Origin of the sequence: Amycolatopsis sp. NPDC047767 (assembly GCF_040704195.1) — a bacterium.
Lineage (GTDB): Bacteria > Actinomycetota > Actinomycetes > Mycobacteriales > Pseudonocardiaceae > Amycolatopsis.
In genome coordinates this window covers 19,440-34,314 of record NZ_JBEYSJ010000028.1, presented here as the reverse complement: position 1 = coordinate 34,314, position 14,875 = coordinate 19,440, and the positions used below count along the sequence as shown (strand labels likewise).

General features: G+C 68.3%; 15 protein-coding genes and 1 pseudogene. 13 read left to right on the top strand and 3 right to left on the bottom strand.

Annotation, left to right across the window (positions count from 1 at the left end; all coding sequences use genetic code 11):
- Positions 1 to 3 precede the first annotated feature (3 nt).
- The 12 genes from AB0878_RS36495 (at position 4) to AB0878_RS36440 (ending at position 10,733) form a co-directional block, all read left to right on the top strand.
- Entirely contained in the window at positions 4 to 543 is a 540-nt protein-coding gene (locus tag AB0878_RS36495; RefSeq protein WP_366585183.1) for a nucleotide exchange factor GrpE, read from the top strand.
- 6 nt (positions 544 to 549) lie between these two features.
- Positions 550 to 1,476 (top strand): DnaJ C-terminal domain-containing protein, encoded by a 927-nt coding sequence (locus AB0878_RS36490; protein ID WP_366585181.1) that lies wholly within the window; start codon positions 550 to 552, stop codon positions 1,474 to 1,476.
- Positions 1,476 to 1,772, top strand: a complete 297-nt coding sequence (locus AB0878_RS36485; protein ID WP_366585179.1) for a chaperone modulator CbpM — start codon at positions 1,476 to 1,478, stop codon at positions 1,770 to 1,772. Before AB0878_RS36490 ends, AB0878_RS36485 begins: the two co-directional genes overlap by 1 nt.
- Positions 1,763 to 4,393: an ATP-dependent chaperone ClpB gene (gene clpB, locus AB0878_RS36480; protein WP_366585177.1), complete on the top strand. Its 2,631-nt coding sequence runs from the start codon at positions 1,763 to 1,765 to the stop codon at positions 4,391 to 4,393. Before AB0878_RS36485 ends, clpB begins: the two co-directional genes overlap by 10 nt.
- Positions 4,390 to 4,884, top strand: coding sequence for a thioredoxin (gene trxA / locus AB0878_RS36475; protein ID WP_366585175.1), 495 nt, complete (start codon positions 4,390 to 4,392; stop codon positions 4,882 to 4,884). The genes clpB and trxA overlap by 4 nt, the downstream gene beginning before the upstream one ends.
- 6 nt (positions 4,885 to 4,890) lie before the next feature.
- Entirely contained in the window at positions 4,891 to 5,154 is a 264-nt protein-coding gene (locus AB0878_RS36470; protein ID WP_366585173.1) for a UBP-type zinc finger domain-containing protein, read from the top strand.
- Complete coding sequence (locus AB0878_RS36465) at positions 5,151 to 6,842, top strand: FAD-dependent oxidoreductase (RefSeq protein ID WP_366585171.1); 1,692 nt, start codon at positions 5,151 to 5,153, stop codon at positions 6,840 to 6,842. Before AB0878_RS36470 ends, AB0878_RS36465 begins: the two co-directional genes overlap by 4 nt.
- Positions 6,842 to 7,291, top strand: a complete 450-nt coding sequence (locus tag AB0878_RS36460) for a DUF1931 family protein (protein WP_366585169.1) — start codon at positions 6,842 to 6,844, stop codon at positions 7,289 to 7,291. The genes AB0878_RS36465 and AB0878_RS36460 overlap by 1 nt, the downstream gene beginning before the upstream one ends.
- A 55-nt stretch (positions 7,292 to 7,346) precedes the next feature.
- A complete protein-coding gene (locus AB0878_RS36455; protein WP_366585167.1) occupies positions 7,347 to 7,895 on the top strand; it encodes an STAS domain-containing protein in 549 nt (182 codons plus the stop codon).
- 40 nt (positions 7,896 to 7,935) lie between these two features.
- Positions 7,936 to 8,835 (top strand): PrsW family glutamic-type intramembrane protease, encoded by a 900-nt coding sequence (locus AB0878_RS36450; protein ID WP_366585165.1) that lies wholly within the window; start codon positions 7,936 to 7,938, stop codon positions 8,833 to 8,835.
- A gap of 76 nt (positions 8,836 to 8,911) precedes the next feature.
- Positions 8,912 to 9,250, top strand: coding sequence for a hypothetical protein (locus AB0878_RS36445; protein WP_366585163.1), 339 nt, complete (start codon positions 8,912 to 8,914; stop codon positions 9,248 to 9,250).
- A gap of 928 nt (positions 9,251 to 10,178) precedes the next feature.
- Positions 10,179 to 10,733: a YceI family protein gene (locus tag AB0878_RS36440; protein WP_366585161.1), complete on the top strand. Its 555-nt coding sequence runs from the start codon at positions 10,179 to 10,181 to the stop codon at positions 10,731 to 10,733.
- Here the strand turns inward: AB0878_RS36440 and AB0878_RS36435 are convergent.
- The 3 genes and pseudogenes from AB0878_RS36435 to fmdA form a co-directional block, all read right to left on the bottom strand.
- Complete coding sequence (locus AB0878_RS36435; protein WP_366585159.1) at positions 10,730 to 11,269, bottom strand: hypothetical protein; 540 nt, start codon at positions 11,267 to 11,269, stop codon at positions 10,730 to 10,732. The two genes, AB0878_RS36440 and AB0878_RS36435, sit on opposite strands and share 4 nt — an antisense overlap.
- Before the next feature lie 411 nt (positions 11,270 to 11,680).
- Positions 11,681 to 12,461, bottom strand: a pseudogene (locus tag AB0878_RS36430) (transposase family protein).
- 309 nt (positions 12,462 to 12,770) lie between these two features.
- Positions 12,771 to 14,018 (bottom strand): formamidase, encoded by a 1,248-nt coding sequence (fmdA, locus tag AB0878_RS36425; protein WP_366585157.1) that lies wholly within the window; start codon positions 14,016 to 14,018, stop codon positions 12,771 to 12,773.
- 531 nt (positions 14,019 to 14,549) lie between these two features.
- Here fmdA and AB0878_RS36420 point away from each other — a divergent pair.
- A complete protein-coding gene (locus AB0878_RS36420; protein WP_366585155.1) occupies positions 14,550 to 14,726 on the top strand; it encodes a hypothetical protein in 177 nt (58 codons plus the stop codon).
- Positions 14,727 to 14,875 lie beyond the last annotated feature (149 nt).

The following is a 14,875-nucleotide window of genomic DNA, read 5'->3' as shown; positions in this document are numbered from 1 at the left end:
TCGATGACCACCCCAGGAAAGGCCGCGGAGCAGGGAAACCCCTCCGCGGAGGTCGCCGAGGCCGGCACGGCGCCGGGCCCGCAGGAAGTACCGGCCCCGGCGGCCGGGGCGGAAGAGAAGCTCACCGAGCTCGAGGACCGGTGGCGGCGGGCCGTGGCCGACCTCGACAACGTGCGCAAGCGCCATGCCACGGACATGCGGCGGGAGGTGGAAGCCGAGAGGGCCAGGGTCGCGGCGGCCTGGCTTCCGGTGCTCGACAACCTCGAACTGGCGCTCGCGCACGCCGAGGCGGAGCCGTCGGCCGTCGTGCAGGGCGTCCACGCGATCCGGGATCAAGCCGTCCAGCTGCTCGCCGGTCTCGGGTACCCGCGGGACGACGAAACCGGCGTCCGGTTCGACCCGAACAGGCATGAGGTCGTCGCCGTCGTCGAGGACCCGGCCACCGAACCGAACACCGTGACCCGGGTGGTGCGCCCCGGCTACGGGACCGACCGGCACCAGCTGCGGCCGACGGCCGTGACGGTGTCCAAGGCACCGGGGTGATGGCCGGTGGCAACCGATTTTTACCAGGCTCTCGGTGTCGCCAAAACGGCGAGCACCGACGAAATCCAGCTCGCGTACCGAAAACTGGCGCGGCAGCACCACCCCGACGTGAACTCCGACCCGGGCGCCGAAGAGCGCTTCAAGGAGATCAGCGAGGCCTACCAGGTCCTGTCCGACCCGGAACAGCGCAAAAAGTACGACCGGTTCGGCGCGGATTTCCGCCGCGTGCCCGACGACTTCGACGAGCGGGTGTACGCCAGTGCCGGCGGGCGGGGTGGCGGCCGCGGCCGCTCCACCCGGGCAGGCCCGGGATTCGGCGGCGGGTCCGAGGGCTTCGAAGGCGTCGACCTCGAGGACCTGCTGGGCGGCTTCTTCCGGAGCCGGGGCGCCGGTGGGCCGATCGCCGGCGCCGACCAGGAGGCCGAGCTCGAGCTGACGGTCGAGGAGGCCTACCAGGGCGGGCGACGGCATTTGAGCATCACCGGCGCGGGTGAGCGCGGATACGACGTCGACATCCCGGCCGGTGTACTCGACGGCCAGCGCATCCGGCTCGCCGGTCAGGGCGGGCGGGCGTCCGGGAACGCGGCGCCCGGCGACCTCTACCTCGTGGTACGGATCAAGCCGCACCCTCGCTACCGCCTGTCCGGGCGCGACATCACGGTCGAGCTGCCGGTGTCGCCCTGGGAGGCGGCGCTCGGCGCCACGGTTCCCGTGCTGACCCCCGGCGGTGAGGTGAAGGTGCGAGTCGTGCCCGGCTCGTCGACCGGACGGCGGCTGCGGCTGCGCGGCGAAGGCCTGCCCAACCCCAAGGGCAGGCCGGGCGATCTCTACGCCGAGGTCCGCGTGATGGTGCCGAAGAAGCTCGGCAAGCAGGAGCGCGAGCTCTTCGAAGAGCTCGCCGCGGTGTCCGATTTCGACCCGAGGAGGACCTGATGGCCGAGTACCTGCTCGCCCGTCCCGTCCGGCTCAGCCTCGACACGGTAGCCGCGCGAAGCGGGCTGCATCCGGATCTGATCCGCCGGTTCGTCGCGCTGAGCCTCGTGGACGGCGCCGCCGATGCGAGCGGGCGGCTGTGGTTCGCCCCGTCCGCCGTCGCCACCCTCGCGCGCATCCAGCGCTTGCGCGCGGGCCTTTCCCTCAACTACGCGGCCATCGGGCTCGTGCTCGACCTGCTGGACCGAATCGACGTCCTCGAAGCCCAAGTCAGGAGCCACCGGCGATGGACATGAACAAGCTGACCCAAAAATCGCAGGAAGCCCTGCAGGAGGCCCAGAGCGTGGCGCAGCGCCACGGCCACACCGAGACCGACGGTGAGCACCTGCTGCTCGCCCTGCTCGATCAGTCCGACGGCCTGGCGCCCCGGCTGCTCGTGCAGGCCGGCGCGGACGTCGACGGCCTGCGCGAAGCCGTCGAAGGGGAGCTCGCGCGGCGGCCGAAGGTGACCGGCCCCGGCGCCACCCCCGGGCAGGTCTACCTCACTCGCCGCCTCGCCGGCCTGCTCGACGCCGCCGAACGGGACGCCAAGCGGCTCAAGGACGAATACGTCTCCGTCGAACACCTCGTGCTGGCACTCGCCGACGAGGGTGCGAAGTCCGCTGCGGGGCGGCTGCTGACCCAGCACGGCGTGACGCGCGAGTCGTTCTTGACAGCGCTGACCAAGATCCGCGGCAACCAGCGGGTCACCTCCGCTACTCCCGAGGGCGCGTACGAGGCGCTCGAAAAGTACGGCCGGGACCTCGTCGCCGACGCGCGATCAGGCAAGCTCGACCCGGTGATCGGCCGGGACGCCGAGATCCGCCGGGTGGTCCAGATCCTGTCGCGGAAGACGAAGAACAATCCCGTCCTGATCGGCGACCCGGGGGTCGGCAAGACGGCGATCGTCGAGGGCCTCGCCCAGCGGGTCGTGCGCGGCGACGTGCCGGAAGGCCTGCGGGACAAGACGATCTTCTCTCTCGACATGGGCGCGCTCGTCGCCGGGGCGAAGTACCGCGGCGAGTTCGAGGAGCGCCTCAAGGCCGTGCTGGCCGAGGTCAAAGCCGAAGAGGGACGCATCCTGCTCTTCGTCGACGAGCTCCACACGGTCGTCGGGGCCGGCGCCGCCGAAGGCGCGATGGACGCCGGGAACATGCTCAAGCCGATGCTGGCGCGCGGTGAGCTCCACATGATCGGCGCGACGACACTCGACGAGTATCGCAAGCACATCGAGAAGGACGCCGCGCTGGAGCGCCGGTTCCAGCCGATCGTCGTCGACGAACCCTCCGTCGAGGACACCATCTCGATCCTGCGTGGACTGCGGGAGCGGCTCGAGGTGTTCCACGGGGTCAAGATCCAGGACGGCGCGCTGGTCGCCGCCGCGACCATGTCCCACCGCTACATCACCGATCGTTTCCTCCCGGACAAGGCGATCGACCTGGTCGACGAGGCGTGCGCGCGGCTGCGCACGGAGATCGATTCCATGCCCGCCGAACTCGACGAGCTCACCCGGCGAGTCACCCGTCTGGAGATCGAGGAAGCCGCGTTGTCCAAGGAACCCGACAAGGCCAGCAAGGCCCGGTTGGCGGACCTCCACCGGGAACTCGCCGATCTTCGTGCCGAAGCGGACTCGAAGAAGGCCCAGTGGGAAGCCGAGCGTCAGGCGATCCGGCGGGTCCAGCAGCTGCGGTCCGAGCTGGAACGGCTGCGCCACGAAGCCGAGGAAGCGGAACGGAACTACGACCTGAACCGCGCGGCCGAGCTGCGCTACGGCGAGATCACCGAAGCCGAGCGCCGGCTTGCCGCGGAGGAAGAACAGCTGGCGGGCAAGCAGGGCCGGAAGCGGCTGCTGCACGAGGTCGTCACCGACGAGGAGATCGCCGAGATCGTCGCCTCGTGGACCGGGATCCCAGTTTCCCGGTTGCAGGAAGGCGAGCGGGAAAAGCTGCTGCGGCTCGATGAGATCCTGCACGAGCGGGTCATCGGCCAGGACGAGGCCGTCCGGCTGGTCGCCGACGCGATCATCCGGGCGCGTTCGGGTATCCGCGATCCTCGCAAGCCGATCGGGTCGTTCATCTTCCTCGGCCCGACCGGTGTCGGGAAGACCGAACTGGCCAAGACCCTCGCGGCCGCCTTGTTCGACAGCGAGGAAAACATGGTCCGGCTCGACATGAGTGAGTACCAGGAGCGGCACACCGTCTCGAGGCTGCTGGGAGCTCCGCCGGGTTACGTCGGCTACGACGAGGGCGGGCAGCTCACCGAAGCCGTGCGGCGCAAGCCTTACTCGGTAGTTCTGTTCGACGAGATCGAGAAGGCGCACCCGGACGTGTTCAACACGCTGCTCCAGGTGCTCGACGACGGCCGGATCACCGACGCGCAGGGCCGTACCGTCGACTTCCGCAACACGGTGATCATCATGACCTCCAACATCGGCTCGCAGCACCTGCTCGACGGGGTCACCTCCACCGGCGAGATCAAGCCGGATGCCCGGGACGCCGTGCTGGGCGAGCTGCGGCACCACTTCCGGCCGGAGTTCCTCAACCGCGTCGACGACATCGTGCTGTTCACGCCGCTCGGGCCGGCCGAGATCGAGCGGATCGTCGACCTGCAGTTCGACGAGTTGCGCCACCGGCTGGCCGAACAGGGCATCTCGGTCGAGCTCACCGCGCAGGCGAGGAAACTCATCGCCCAGCACGGATTCGATCCCGTGTACGGCGCCCGGCCGCTGCGCCGGTACATCTCCCACGAGGTCGAGACCAAGATCGGCCGCACGCTCCTGCGCGGTGAACCGACCGAGGGGCTGGTGATCACCGTCGACGCCAAGGACGGCGAGCTCGTCGTCACCTACAGCGGGGGCGAAGGGAGGTCCGCGGCATGAGCACCGGCACCGGTAACACCTCCGGCACCACCGGCACGGTCGTCTGCGAACACTGCGGGCACAAGAACCGCCTGCCGGCGGCTGCCGCGGGCAAGCCGACCTGCGGGCACTGCCACGAGCCGCTGCCCTGGATCGTCGACGCCGGCGAGACCGACTTCGCGGAAGTCGCGGAGCAGGCCACGATGCCGGTGCTGGTCGACCTCTGGGCCGCCTGGTGCGGGCCCTGCCGACAGGTCAGCCCCGCGCTGGCCCAGCTCGCACGGGAGCGGGCCGGGAAGGTCAAGCTCGTGAAGGTCGATGTGGACAACGCACCCGGGCTGGCCCAGCGGTTCGACGTGAAGGCCGTGCCGACGCTCATGGTGCTGCGCGGCGGTGAGGTCGTCGCGCGGCAGGCAGGGGCTGCGCCCGTGAACGTGCTGCGCGAGTGGCTCGATCAGGCGATAGCGCGACCGGAAAGTGCCCGCGAGGTCAGCCATGAGCAAGGAAGGTGACCTGTGATGACCAGTGTCGTCGACCGGCATCTCGAGTTCGTCCGGGACGTTGGGCCGCGAACCCCGCAGGGTTGCGAGGAGTGCCTGGTCGCCGGCACGCCGTGGCTGCATTTACGGCTGTGCCTGACGTGCGGGCACGTCGGCTGCTGCGACTCGTCGCCGATGAAGCACGCCAGCAAGCACGCCCACGCCATCGGACATCCGATCGTGCGCTCGTTCGAGCCCGGCGAGACCTGGCGCTGGTGCTACGTCGATCAGGCATTCGTATGACCGCCTTGACAGGGATCGACCTCAGCGCGCCGCTGACCGAGACCCCGGATCCGCACGGAGCGTTCCCCTCGCTCACGGACGAGCAGATCCGCACCCTCGGCAAAGGCGGCAAACGCCGTCCGGTCCGGGCGGGCGAGGTGTTGTACGCACAGGGCGAGCCGACATCCGAGTTTTTCGTGATCCTGACCGGCAAGGTCGCTGTGGTGGAAGGAACCGGGCGCGACGCGAAGGTCGTCCGCGTCCACGGACCTCGCCGGTTCCTGGGTGAACTCGGGCTGCTCGAAGGGCAGCCCGCGTTCGTCGGCGCCGTGGCCGTCGAGGCCGGCGAGGTGCTCGCCATCCCGGCAAGCGCGTTGCGGCGCCTGGTGCTCGGCGATCCGGTGCTCGGCGACCTGATCCTGCGTGCCTACCTCGTGCGGCGGACGCTCCTCATCGGATCCGGCACCGGGCTGCGGATCGTCGGCTCCTGCTATACCCCGGACACCAAGCGGCTGCTGGAGTTCGTGGCGCGCAACCGGCTCCCGTACCGGCTGGTCGACGTCGACAAGGACCAGCAAGCCGAAGCGCTCCTGGAGCGCTTCGGCGTTGCCGTCGAGGACACCCCGGTGGTCGTGCTGAACGGCACCGAAGTGCTGCGGAACCCGAGCACCGCCGAGCTGGCCCGGAGAATGGGGCTGCGGCCGCCGGAACCGGAACGCGGTGTGCGGGACTTGCTCGTGGTCGGTGCCGGGCCCGGCGGGCTGGCCGCGGTGGTCTACGGCGCTTCCGACGGGTTGCGGCTGTCGGCGTTCGACGCCCTGGCGCCGGGCGGCCAGGCCGGAACGACGTCCCGCATCGAGAACTACCTCGGCTTCCCGCCGGGGATCTCCGGCGCGGAGCTGGCCGAGCGATCGGTGATCCAGGCGGCCAAGTTCGGGGCTCGAGTCGCCGTCCCGGCCGAAGCGCGCACCCTCGAACCACGCGCCGGCCGCTACGTCGTCGGATTCGACGACGGCATCGAGATCGTTTCCCGTGCCGTCGTGATCGCCACCGGTGCTCGCTACCGCAGGCTCGTCATACCTGGCATCGAGACATTCGAAGCGACCAGCGTCTACTACGCCGCGACTCTGCACGAAGCGCGTCGATGCCTCGCCACCCCCGTCGCAGTGGTCGGTGGCGGCAACTCGGCCGGCCAGGCGGCGGTCTTCCTCGCGGAGGGTTCGCCGGTGGTCCACCTGGTCGTGCGCGGCGGCGATCTCGCTGTGAACATGTCCCGCTATCTCGTCGACCAGGTCGAACAGCATCCGCGGATCACCGTGCTCAAGCACACCGAAGTCCGCGAGCTCGTCGGCGGCGACAGCCTCGAATCCCTGGTCGTCGAGGACAACCGCACCCGCGAGCGCCGCGTCCTCGACGCCCGTGCGCTCTTCGTCTTCATCGGGGCTTCCCCGCACACCGCCTGGCTTTCGGGGATGGTCGCCCTGGACGAGGACGGGTTCGTGCTCACCGGTGCGGACGCCGAGGGGCACCGGGACCCCGACGTGTGGCGCGGGGTTCAGCGCCCGCCGCTGGTGCTGGAGACGAGCAGGCCGGGCGTGTTCGCTGTGGGCGACGTGCGCCACGGCTCGGTCAAACGAGTGGCCTCGGCGGTCGGGGAAGGCGCCATGGCCGTCCGGTTCGTACACGAACATCTCTCGATGGAGGCCTGATGCCGGTCATGGGCGCGGCAAGGTTCGAACGGTTCTTCCGGGTGGCCGCGAGCCTGAATGTCGACAAGAGCGATCTGAAACGGTACGACGAGTTCTTGGACCGCAAGATCTACGACCTCTTCGTAGTCGCCAAGGCCACGGCCAAGGCCAACGGGCGGGACGTCATCGAACCGAGGGACCTGCCGATCACCAAGGGGCTGCAGGAGTGCATGCACGAGTTCCTCAACATGGAAGACGACCTGGAAGTGGTGCCGCTGATCGAGCAGCTCCTGAGGCGTCCCCCGCTCGAGATCGCGATCGCCGAAGACACCGAGGCACGGCTCCCGGCCATCGCCGGCGGCCTCAGCGTGGCTCTCGCGCAGGCGTTCAAGATCATCGCCCCGCGGGTCAAGAACCCCGGCTCCGCCGAGTGGGAACAAGTCTTCCGGATGTTCGAACTGCTCCTCTGAAAGGGCGTCAGGCATGGTCAACGGACTCTCACGCAACCTCGATCAGCCGGCGTACGTGGCCGCGTTCGCCGAGCTGCAACGCCTCACCGGACAGGCGCGTGGCGCACCGGCCGAGGCCGCCCACACCACGGGGGATCTAACGGTCACCTCGACGATGCGGGGCGAGCGCTACACAGTCGTCACGATCGGTGGTTCGATCGACGCGCGGGCGCTGCGCCTACTGTCCGCTCACTTCGCCGGACTGCTCCACGCCGGTACCCGGCACCTGGTGGTCGATCTGTCCCAGGTCAAGGAGGTGGACGACAGCCTGTTCGGACTCATGCACAAGGTGGAGGACAGGCTAACGGCGCTCAACGGCCTGTTCGAGCTGACCGGGCTCGCGCCGCCCGTGCTGTACGCAATGGACGACGCCCTGCTGGCCGGGGTCTTTTCCTGGCACCGCGCCGTCATCGAGGACCCGAGACCGCGTGCCGCACTGTGGTCGGCATTGCGCTGCCCGCAAGGGCTCGAGAACGTCGCGGAGCCCGGATCCGCGGACCGGCACCGGACTTTCATCGACACGGCCGCCCACGGCCGCGGCGAGCGATGGGGGAAGCGCAGGTGAGAGCTGCTGCCGAACGACCGAAACGAGTACGTGGCTTCGGATGCTCAGAGTCGGCCTGCTCCTGTGGACAATGTCCGCGGTCGTCACCTACCTGACCGGAAACCCCAACCTCATCCCCACCCTGGTGCTGCTCGGCAGCTTCCTGGTGCCGGTGACCTTCGTGGCGTGGGCGTTCGAGCACCGGGACTCCGGCGAGATCACCGCCGAACTCGTGTTCCGCATGTTCACAGTCGGCGGTGTTCTCGGCGTGCTCGGCGCGTCGGTGCTGGAAACATACCTGCTGTACCCGTCGCCGTGGCTGTACGTCGGCGTCGGACTCATCGAGGAAGCGGTCAAGCTGGCCGCGCTCGCCCTGCTGACGAGGCGCTTGGCCGTGAAGTCCGTGCGCGATGGGTTGATCCTGGGTGCCGCGGCCGGGTTCGGGTTCGCCGCCTTGGAGTCGGCCGGGTTCGCGCTGACCGCGCTGTTCACCTCTCAGGGACTGTCTCTGGCGAACTTGGTGACCACCGAACTGTTGCGCGGGCTCCTCGCCCCGGTCGGCCACGGGCTGTGGACCGCGGTTCTCGGCGGGCTCCTGTTCGCGTGGAGCACCCGCGACCATTTCGTCCTCACCGCCCGGCTCGCACTGGCCTACCTGGGCGTTTCGCTGCTGCACGCGCTGTGGGACTCGATGTCCGTGATTTCCCTGTACATCACGCTGCTGCTGACCGGTCAGCCGTGGCAGTACGACCTGCTGGCGCGCGGCCTGCCGGCCGCTCCGACGGGCACCCAGGTCGGGTTGTACACGACGCTGACCTGGGTGGGCCAGGGCCTGATCGCGGCGACCGGGGTGGTGTGGCTGCTGGTGCTGGTCGTGCGGGCACGCCCGGAGCGGCAGGGCACGCGACCGGCACTGACCTACCGCGTGGCGACGTCCCGGCATCCGGCTCTTCCGTTCTGACCCGCTGTCCGAGCCAATAGCCGAGCTCGCTGCCGGGCCGGGTGATTTGGCCGATGCATCCCGGGGAAACCGGCGGGTGCCGATGAGCGAGGTGAAACGGATGAACGCACCACGCCAGGTGGCCGTCGGAGTGCTGGCCGACGAAGGGCTACCGGAGCAGGTGATCACGACGATCGCCGACGACCTGCCCGGGATATTCGCCGCCCAGGTGAGCGAGAAGACGCGATGGCGGGTGGCGGACCAGGTGGAGCAGTTGCCGCTGGACGAAAACGATGACCTCCCGATGCGCACCTTGTCACAGCGGCACCGGCAAGACCAGCGCTGGGACCTGCTGGTCCTGATCACCGATCTGCCCCGGCGCGCAGGGACGAAACCCGTCGTCGCGGGAATCGACGTCGAGCACCAGTCGCGATGATCTCGCTGCCCGCGCTCGGCGCCGTCCTGGTGCGTCACCGGGCACGGGCGTTGCTCATCCGCGTGATGCGGCAGCTGGTGTCGCGGCTCAGAATCGACGCGGATCACGGCCGAGTGGCTTACACGGAAATCGTGACAGGGCCCCGCCCGGGATATCGCTGCCGTACGGCCGCACCTCGACCGCCTCATCGGCCGCGCAACGTCTATGTTCGGGAGGAACACCTTCTGGTGACGTTGACGGGCTTGCTTCACGAAGACGGACAGGCCCACGACCGCAGCCCGCGCGAGATACCTGAGGACCTTCGAAACCGCGGATTGGCGATCTTATGCGGTCGCGAGACTCGCGAACTTCGGCCGGCCGTCGCGCAACACGTCGCCTGCCCGCCACGACCACCGAATCAGCTCACCCTCGAATTGGACTGCAGTCACCACGCGGGCACGGCACCGGAGCACCGGACAGCGGCCGTCGACGAGCATCACCGCACATTCCCTGCAACCGGCGAGCGACCGATATCATCAGGCGGTGGCAGCCGTGGACCGATATAGAAGTCCCCCACGGATCTGAAGATTCGTGGGGTAAAGGAGTGTCCGAGACGATCTTGCACGCTAACCACAACGCTCCGGATCCCCGGCTGACGTGCAGGTTCTCACTTGTCGACCCCGAAGCCACCCCACGCCCCATGGGTAATTGAGTTTCCGACACGATAACTACAACGCTGGCCGCTATCGAGAAGTTCGCCCGCTGACAAGTCGCCACCTCGCCCGGCAGGGCGGGGTGGCGATCCGGTCGATCGTGACGTTGTCGCAGTCGAACTCGACCATGTCCGGGAGGACGTAGCGGACCCAGCGCCGGCCAGGAAGCGCCCGCGCCCGACCCGGACGGCGACGTCGACATGGACGGCTGAGCGTGCCGGTGTAACGTCGAGTTTATGTCGTTTCGGGACGGCCAGTACCGGTCCGGTCCGCAGTCGGCCGAGCTATTGGTGAAGACGCGGCGCACTGGACTCGGCTCGCGCGTCGGGCACGATCTCACGATCGAGGCGTCAGAGTGGGTTGCCGCCGTGTCGGTGAACACGGCGGACCCCGCCTTGTCCTCGGTCTCGGTCGACGTCGCCGCCGGCTCGCTGCGGGTGCGGTCCGGAAGCGGCGGAATCAAACCGCTCACCGACTCCGACCGCGCCGAGATCGAGAAAAACATTCGGACGAAGATTCTGCACACCGACCGATATCACGCAATCACGTTCCACTCGACGCGAGTCATCCAAGATGGCGAATCGCTCACCGTCGACGGCAATCTGACCATCATGGACCAGTCACACCCGATCACCGTGCTGGCCACGGTCAGCGACGACCGCAGGATCCGTGGCGGCGCAACCATAGTCCAGACACAATGGGGCATCAAACCCTATTCGGCGTTTTTCGGGGCGCTGAAGCTGGCAAACGAGGTCGCAATCGAGTTCGACGCGGAACTCACCCCGCTCTAGCCACGCAGAATCATCAGGCCGGCCGCCGCTCGCCGAAATGCAGCATACTGGGTGCCGGCTGAGCGCGGTGGTCGTGGACAGTGGCCAGGCTGGCCCGGCAGGCGCTCACAATCTGGCGAGTGGCAATGCCCTTGGGGGTGCGGCGGCCGGCGGCAGCGCGGGCAAGCCATTGTCACGTCGCCAGTGAGCTCGTCGATAGCCACCGTGACTGCGCACTGACAGTCACGGCACCAGCGATGACCCGTGACTGGGCTGGCGTGCTCGGGGGAGGCGATGCACTGATGGATCCACCGGCGGTGGGCGGGGCAGGTCAGCCGCTCGAACGGGGACAGGCCGGTCTCGACGGCGGCGTCTTCGGCGGCCAGCTTCGCGGCCAGGCTGCGGTCGGCCAGGTCCGCATAGCGGCGGCTGGCGGACGCGGCCGCGCGATGCTGGGCTATCAGGGACACGACAGCGTCGGCCCGCCGGTGGACAGAGGGCCGGGTCTCGCCGCCGGTCGGCGTGGTCGCCGGAACGAAGGTCTGCTGGAACAGCATCGCCCTTTCCTGCGAGAACAAGGCCGGTCAGGACCTCGCTCCTGAGCCACGCACGCCATTGGTCGCTGTCTGAGGTCAAGCCTCGCTCACCAACCCGGGTATGTCGTCACAGCAGGCAACCATCTTGGCGTAGCTGCTCGCCGGGGCTGCGCGATACCAGCTACCAGGAAGCGGCACAACTGGCTCAAACTTTGTCGCGCTGACTCATTCCCCCTGGCAGCGGCGCATCGTGGTCGTCCGGAATTCCCCGGGGGATGGTCAGCGCGGAAAGCGCGCCGGCGGCAGCCGCGACGGCGAACGCCACCCGGAACCCGTCGGCCCTGGGTACGGACACTGGCCCCACCTGGACGGTGAGCGTGGCTAAGGGCTGTCTCGTAACTGGTGTTGTGGTTGGTGGGGCTGGTGGTGCGGTCAGCCGGCGAGGATGATGTTGTGCAGGTGCGCGATTGCGGACACCGTGTCGGCGAGTGTGCTCGCGGCGCGGCGGTAGTCGCGAAGGATCTTGAAGTTCTTCATCCGGGACAGAACGTGCTCGACGCGGGCTCGGACCTTGCGGTGGGTGGCGTTGAGGTCTTGCTTCCAGCCCGGCAACTCGCCCCCGTCACGGGGTTTGCGATAAGGCATGACCACGTCGGGGGTGCCTTGGTAACCGCCGTCAGCCATGACCGGCCGGTCGGCGAGTTGTTCGGCGATGCCGGAGTCGCGGTAGACGGTGCAGTCGTTGCGGCCGCCCGGCTGTGGGGCGCCGGTGGCGATCACCAGCCGGGTGTCGGCATCGATCGCGACTTGCACGTTGGTGGAGCAGCGGTAGTTCTTCGACGGGGTGGCCAGCCGGTGATCCCGGGTCGGGACCAGGGTGCCGTCCACGATCGCCACCGCGTCGATCCGGCGTTTACGGACCGGCGCCAGTGCCAGCAACGGGCCGATCGTGTCGCTTCCCCCGGTGCGCTGCGGAAGGCGATACCCCGAACAGCGGCCCGATCTGACGCATCGTCAGGTTCGTCCGCCAGTAGGTCGCGACCAGCAGAACCCGGTCTGCCCGCGGCAATGCCCACTGCCGGCCAGGGCGACCGTCCGCGATCTCGTCCCCGCCCTGCTTCGCGACCAACCGCACCAGCTTCCGGAACTGCCCCGGCTCCAACCCGGTAAACGGGACAATCCACTCCGGCCGCGACGCTGTGATCACCTGCACCACGACAACATGATCACCGACCGGCCCAGCGAGACCGAGACCCGGTTACGAGACATCCCTTAGTGAGCTAACGACCCACCGGCCGCATTCGGCGCCACGACGACCGGCCTGAGCGAGCCGTGCTCGACGAACGCCACCGGTCGCCCGTGATCGGTCGCGCGGAACCGGTTCGGACGGCGGTCCACCGCAACGGACCTGGCTCCGCAGCACAGCCGCACGGAAACGCTCGGCTGGGAGTCCCAGCCGAGCGTTTCGCCACTGTCGGTCGACACCGAACGAAGTCCGGCCTCGCTGAAACCCCTCCGCAGGTCAGGACGTGACCGCGCACTGTCCGCGATCGGCCCTCACCGGGCCTTCGCTCGTCGGGCGCACGTCGAAATCGAAGATTTCGGTGGGCACGTAGAGCGTGCAACACGCGTTGGGGATGTCGACGATGCCGCTGATCCGGCCTTCGATGGGCGCCGAACCGAGCAGCAGGTAGGCCTGTTCACCGGTGAAGCCCCACTTCTTGAAGTACTCCACCGCGTTCAGGGCGGCATTGCGGTAGGCCATGGTCGCGTCGAGGTAGAGGTTCTCGTCGGTCTCCCGGTCCACTGAGACGCCCACGAACGAGAGGAACTCGGAATAACGGGGTTCGACGTTTCCCGGCATGAACACCGGATTCGTGGTGATGCCGTACTTCTCCATGCCGCCTTTGATGAGGTCGACGTGGAAGTCGATGTACCCGCCCATCTCGATGGCGCCACAGAAGGTGATCTCGCCGTCGCCCTGGCTGAAGTGCAGATCTCCGCCGGAGAACTTGGCGTCGTCGACGTAGACCGGGTAGAAGACGCGCGATCCCCGGGTGAAGTTCTTGATGTCGTGGTTCCCGCCGTTCTCCCGGGCCGGCACCGTGCGGGCGCCCTCGCGGGCGATGTGGTCCGCGGTCGACCCGTCGGCCGTTCCGGCGAGGGTCCCGTCGAGCAACGGCGGCAGGCCCAGCGGCGGTACGCGGTCGGGCTCGCGGTCGACCAGCGCCCGCTCCCTGCGGTTCCACCGCTGGAGCAGCTCGGCCGAAGGCGCGGTGCCGAAGAGGCCGGGGTGGGTGATTCCGGTGTACCGGATGCCCGGCAGGTGGCGCGAGGTGGCCTGCTGACCGTGGAAGTCCCAGATCGCCTTGTAGGCGTCGGGGAAGTAGTCGGTCAGGAACCCGCCGCCGTTGGCCTTGGCGAACACCCCGGTGTAGCCCCAGCCCTGCCCCGGCGCGTCGCCGGTCTCCTGCGGAACCGGGCCGAGGTCGAGGATGTCGACGACGAGCAGGTCTCCGGGTTGGGCACCCTCGACGCCGATGGGACCGCTGAGCATGTGGCAGCGTGACAGGTCGACGTCCCGCACGTCGTTGGCCGAGTCGTTGTTGCCGAGCTGGGCGTCGGTCCATTCCCGGCACTCCACGCGGAACTCCTGCCCGGGACGGACCATCGCGGCGACCGGTACGTCCGGATGCCACCGGTTGTGGCCCGGCACCGCCTGATCGCGCATGGATTTTGTCTGGTCGACGCTGAACACTACTTCTGGCATGCGAATTCTCCTCTGTTTGCGGGCCCTTGACGATTCGCCCGCCGTTCTCGGGTCAGTACCTGTGAACCTCCCGGTCATATTCGGCGACGTTCGGCAGAAAAACCGACGCCTGGATTTACGAAAAACCTGATTTCGCCGACGATATGAAATTCTGCAAAAAGACCTTCGCTGTTCGGCGATCCGTACCCACGCCCTGAGGCAAGCATCGACGACTCCGGCCGGCGCTGATCGCCGTTGCGGTTGCGGTCGCCACACCGACTGCTTGCGGGCTACTTTCCGTGACGGCCCGGGCGGACTCACGAGGACGTTCGGCCACTCCCGAGACCAGGACGGCACTGGCCCGACGCCGCATCTCGAACGGGATCGCGCTGTGCGCAGCGTATTCGCACGTCGCGCAGGGATGTCAAGGGCAACGAAAAACCACGCTCCGGCTTGACTTAAGGTATATCGTTTCGTTATCTTGCCTCGTCTTGCACCGGCTGCCCGTTACGGGCGTCGAACCAATGCTGATCAAGAAAACGATGGAGCGTCGTGGAAGCGAAGTCCGACGACGACGGCTCGATGGAGTTCGTCGTCCTCACCGCGTGGGAATGCGCCAGCTGCGAGGTCGCCGGGCGGACTCCGCCGGGGGCGGCGGTCGAGTGCTGGAGTTGCGGCGGCTCGGTCGTGATCACCGCACGGCCCAGCATCCGGCGCTTGGCCGGGTAGCCGCACGCGGCTCCACCTGCGGTTTCGTCCGGGACCCGCGAGGCCCTGTCTGTCGCCCGAGAACCCGAGTTGACTGGCCTTCCGAACGGCACCTGCGCGACCTGCTCGGCGTGGCGCAGGTTCACAAGTCGGCCTACGCCTCGCACGTG

Coding starts and splice junctions, on each gene's coding strand:
- fmdA (WP_366585157.1), bottom strand. CDS start 14,018: ATGCCAGAAGTAGTGTTCAGCGTCGACCAGACAAAATCCATGCGCGAT.
- AB0878_RS36470 (WP_366585173.1), top strand. CDS start 4,891: ATGACCAGTGTCGTCGACCGGCATCTCGAGTTCGTCCGGGACGTTGGG.
- AB0878_RS36440 (WP_366585161.1), top strand. CDS start 10,179: ATGTCGTTTCGGGACGGCCAGTACCGGTCCGGTCCGCAGTCGGCCGAG.
- AB0878_RS36495 (WP_366585183.1), top strand. CDS start 4: ATGACCACCCCAGGAAAGGCCGCGGAGCAGGGAAACCCCTCCGCGGAG.
- AB0878_RS36435 (WP_366585159.1), bottom strand. CDS start 11,269: ATGCTGTTCCAGCAGACCTTCGTTCCGGCGACCACGCCGACCGGCGGC.
- AB0878_RS36460 (WP_366585169.1), top strand. CDS start 6,842: ATGCCGGTCATGGGCGCGGCAAGGTTCGAACGGTTCTTCCGGGTGGCC.
- AB0878_RS36485 (WP_366585179.1), top strand. CDS start 1,476: ATGGCCGAGTACCTGCTCGCCCGTCCCGTCCGGCTCAGCCTCGACACG.
- AB0878_RS36465 (WP_366585171.1), top strand. CDS start 5,151: ATGACCGCCTTGACAGGGATCGACCTCAGCGCGCCGCTGACCGAGACC.
- trxA (WP_366585175.1), top strand. CDS start 4,390: ATGAGCACCGGCACCGGTAACACCTCCGGCACCACCGGCACGGTCGTC.
- AB0878_RS36450 (WP_366585165.1), top strand. CDS start 7,936: ATGCTCAGAGTCGGCCTGCTCCTGTGGACAATGTCCGCGGTCGTCACC.
- clpB (WP_366585177.1), top strand. CDS start 1,763: ATGGACATGAACAAGCTGACCCAAAAATCGCAGGAAGCCCTGCAGGAG.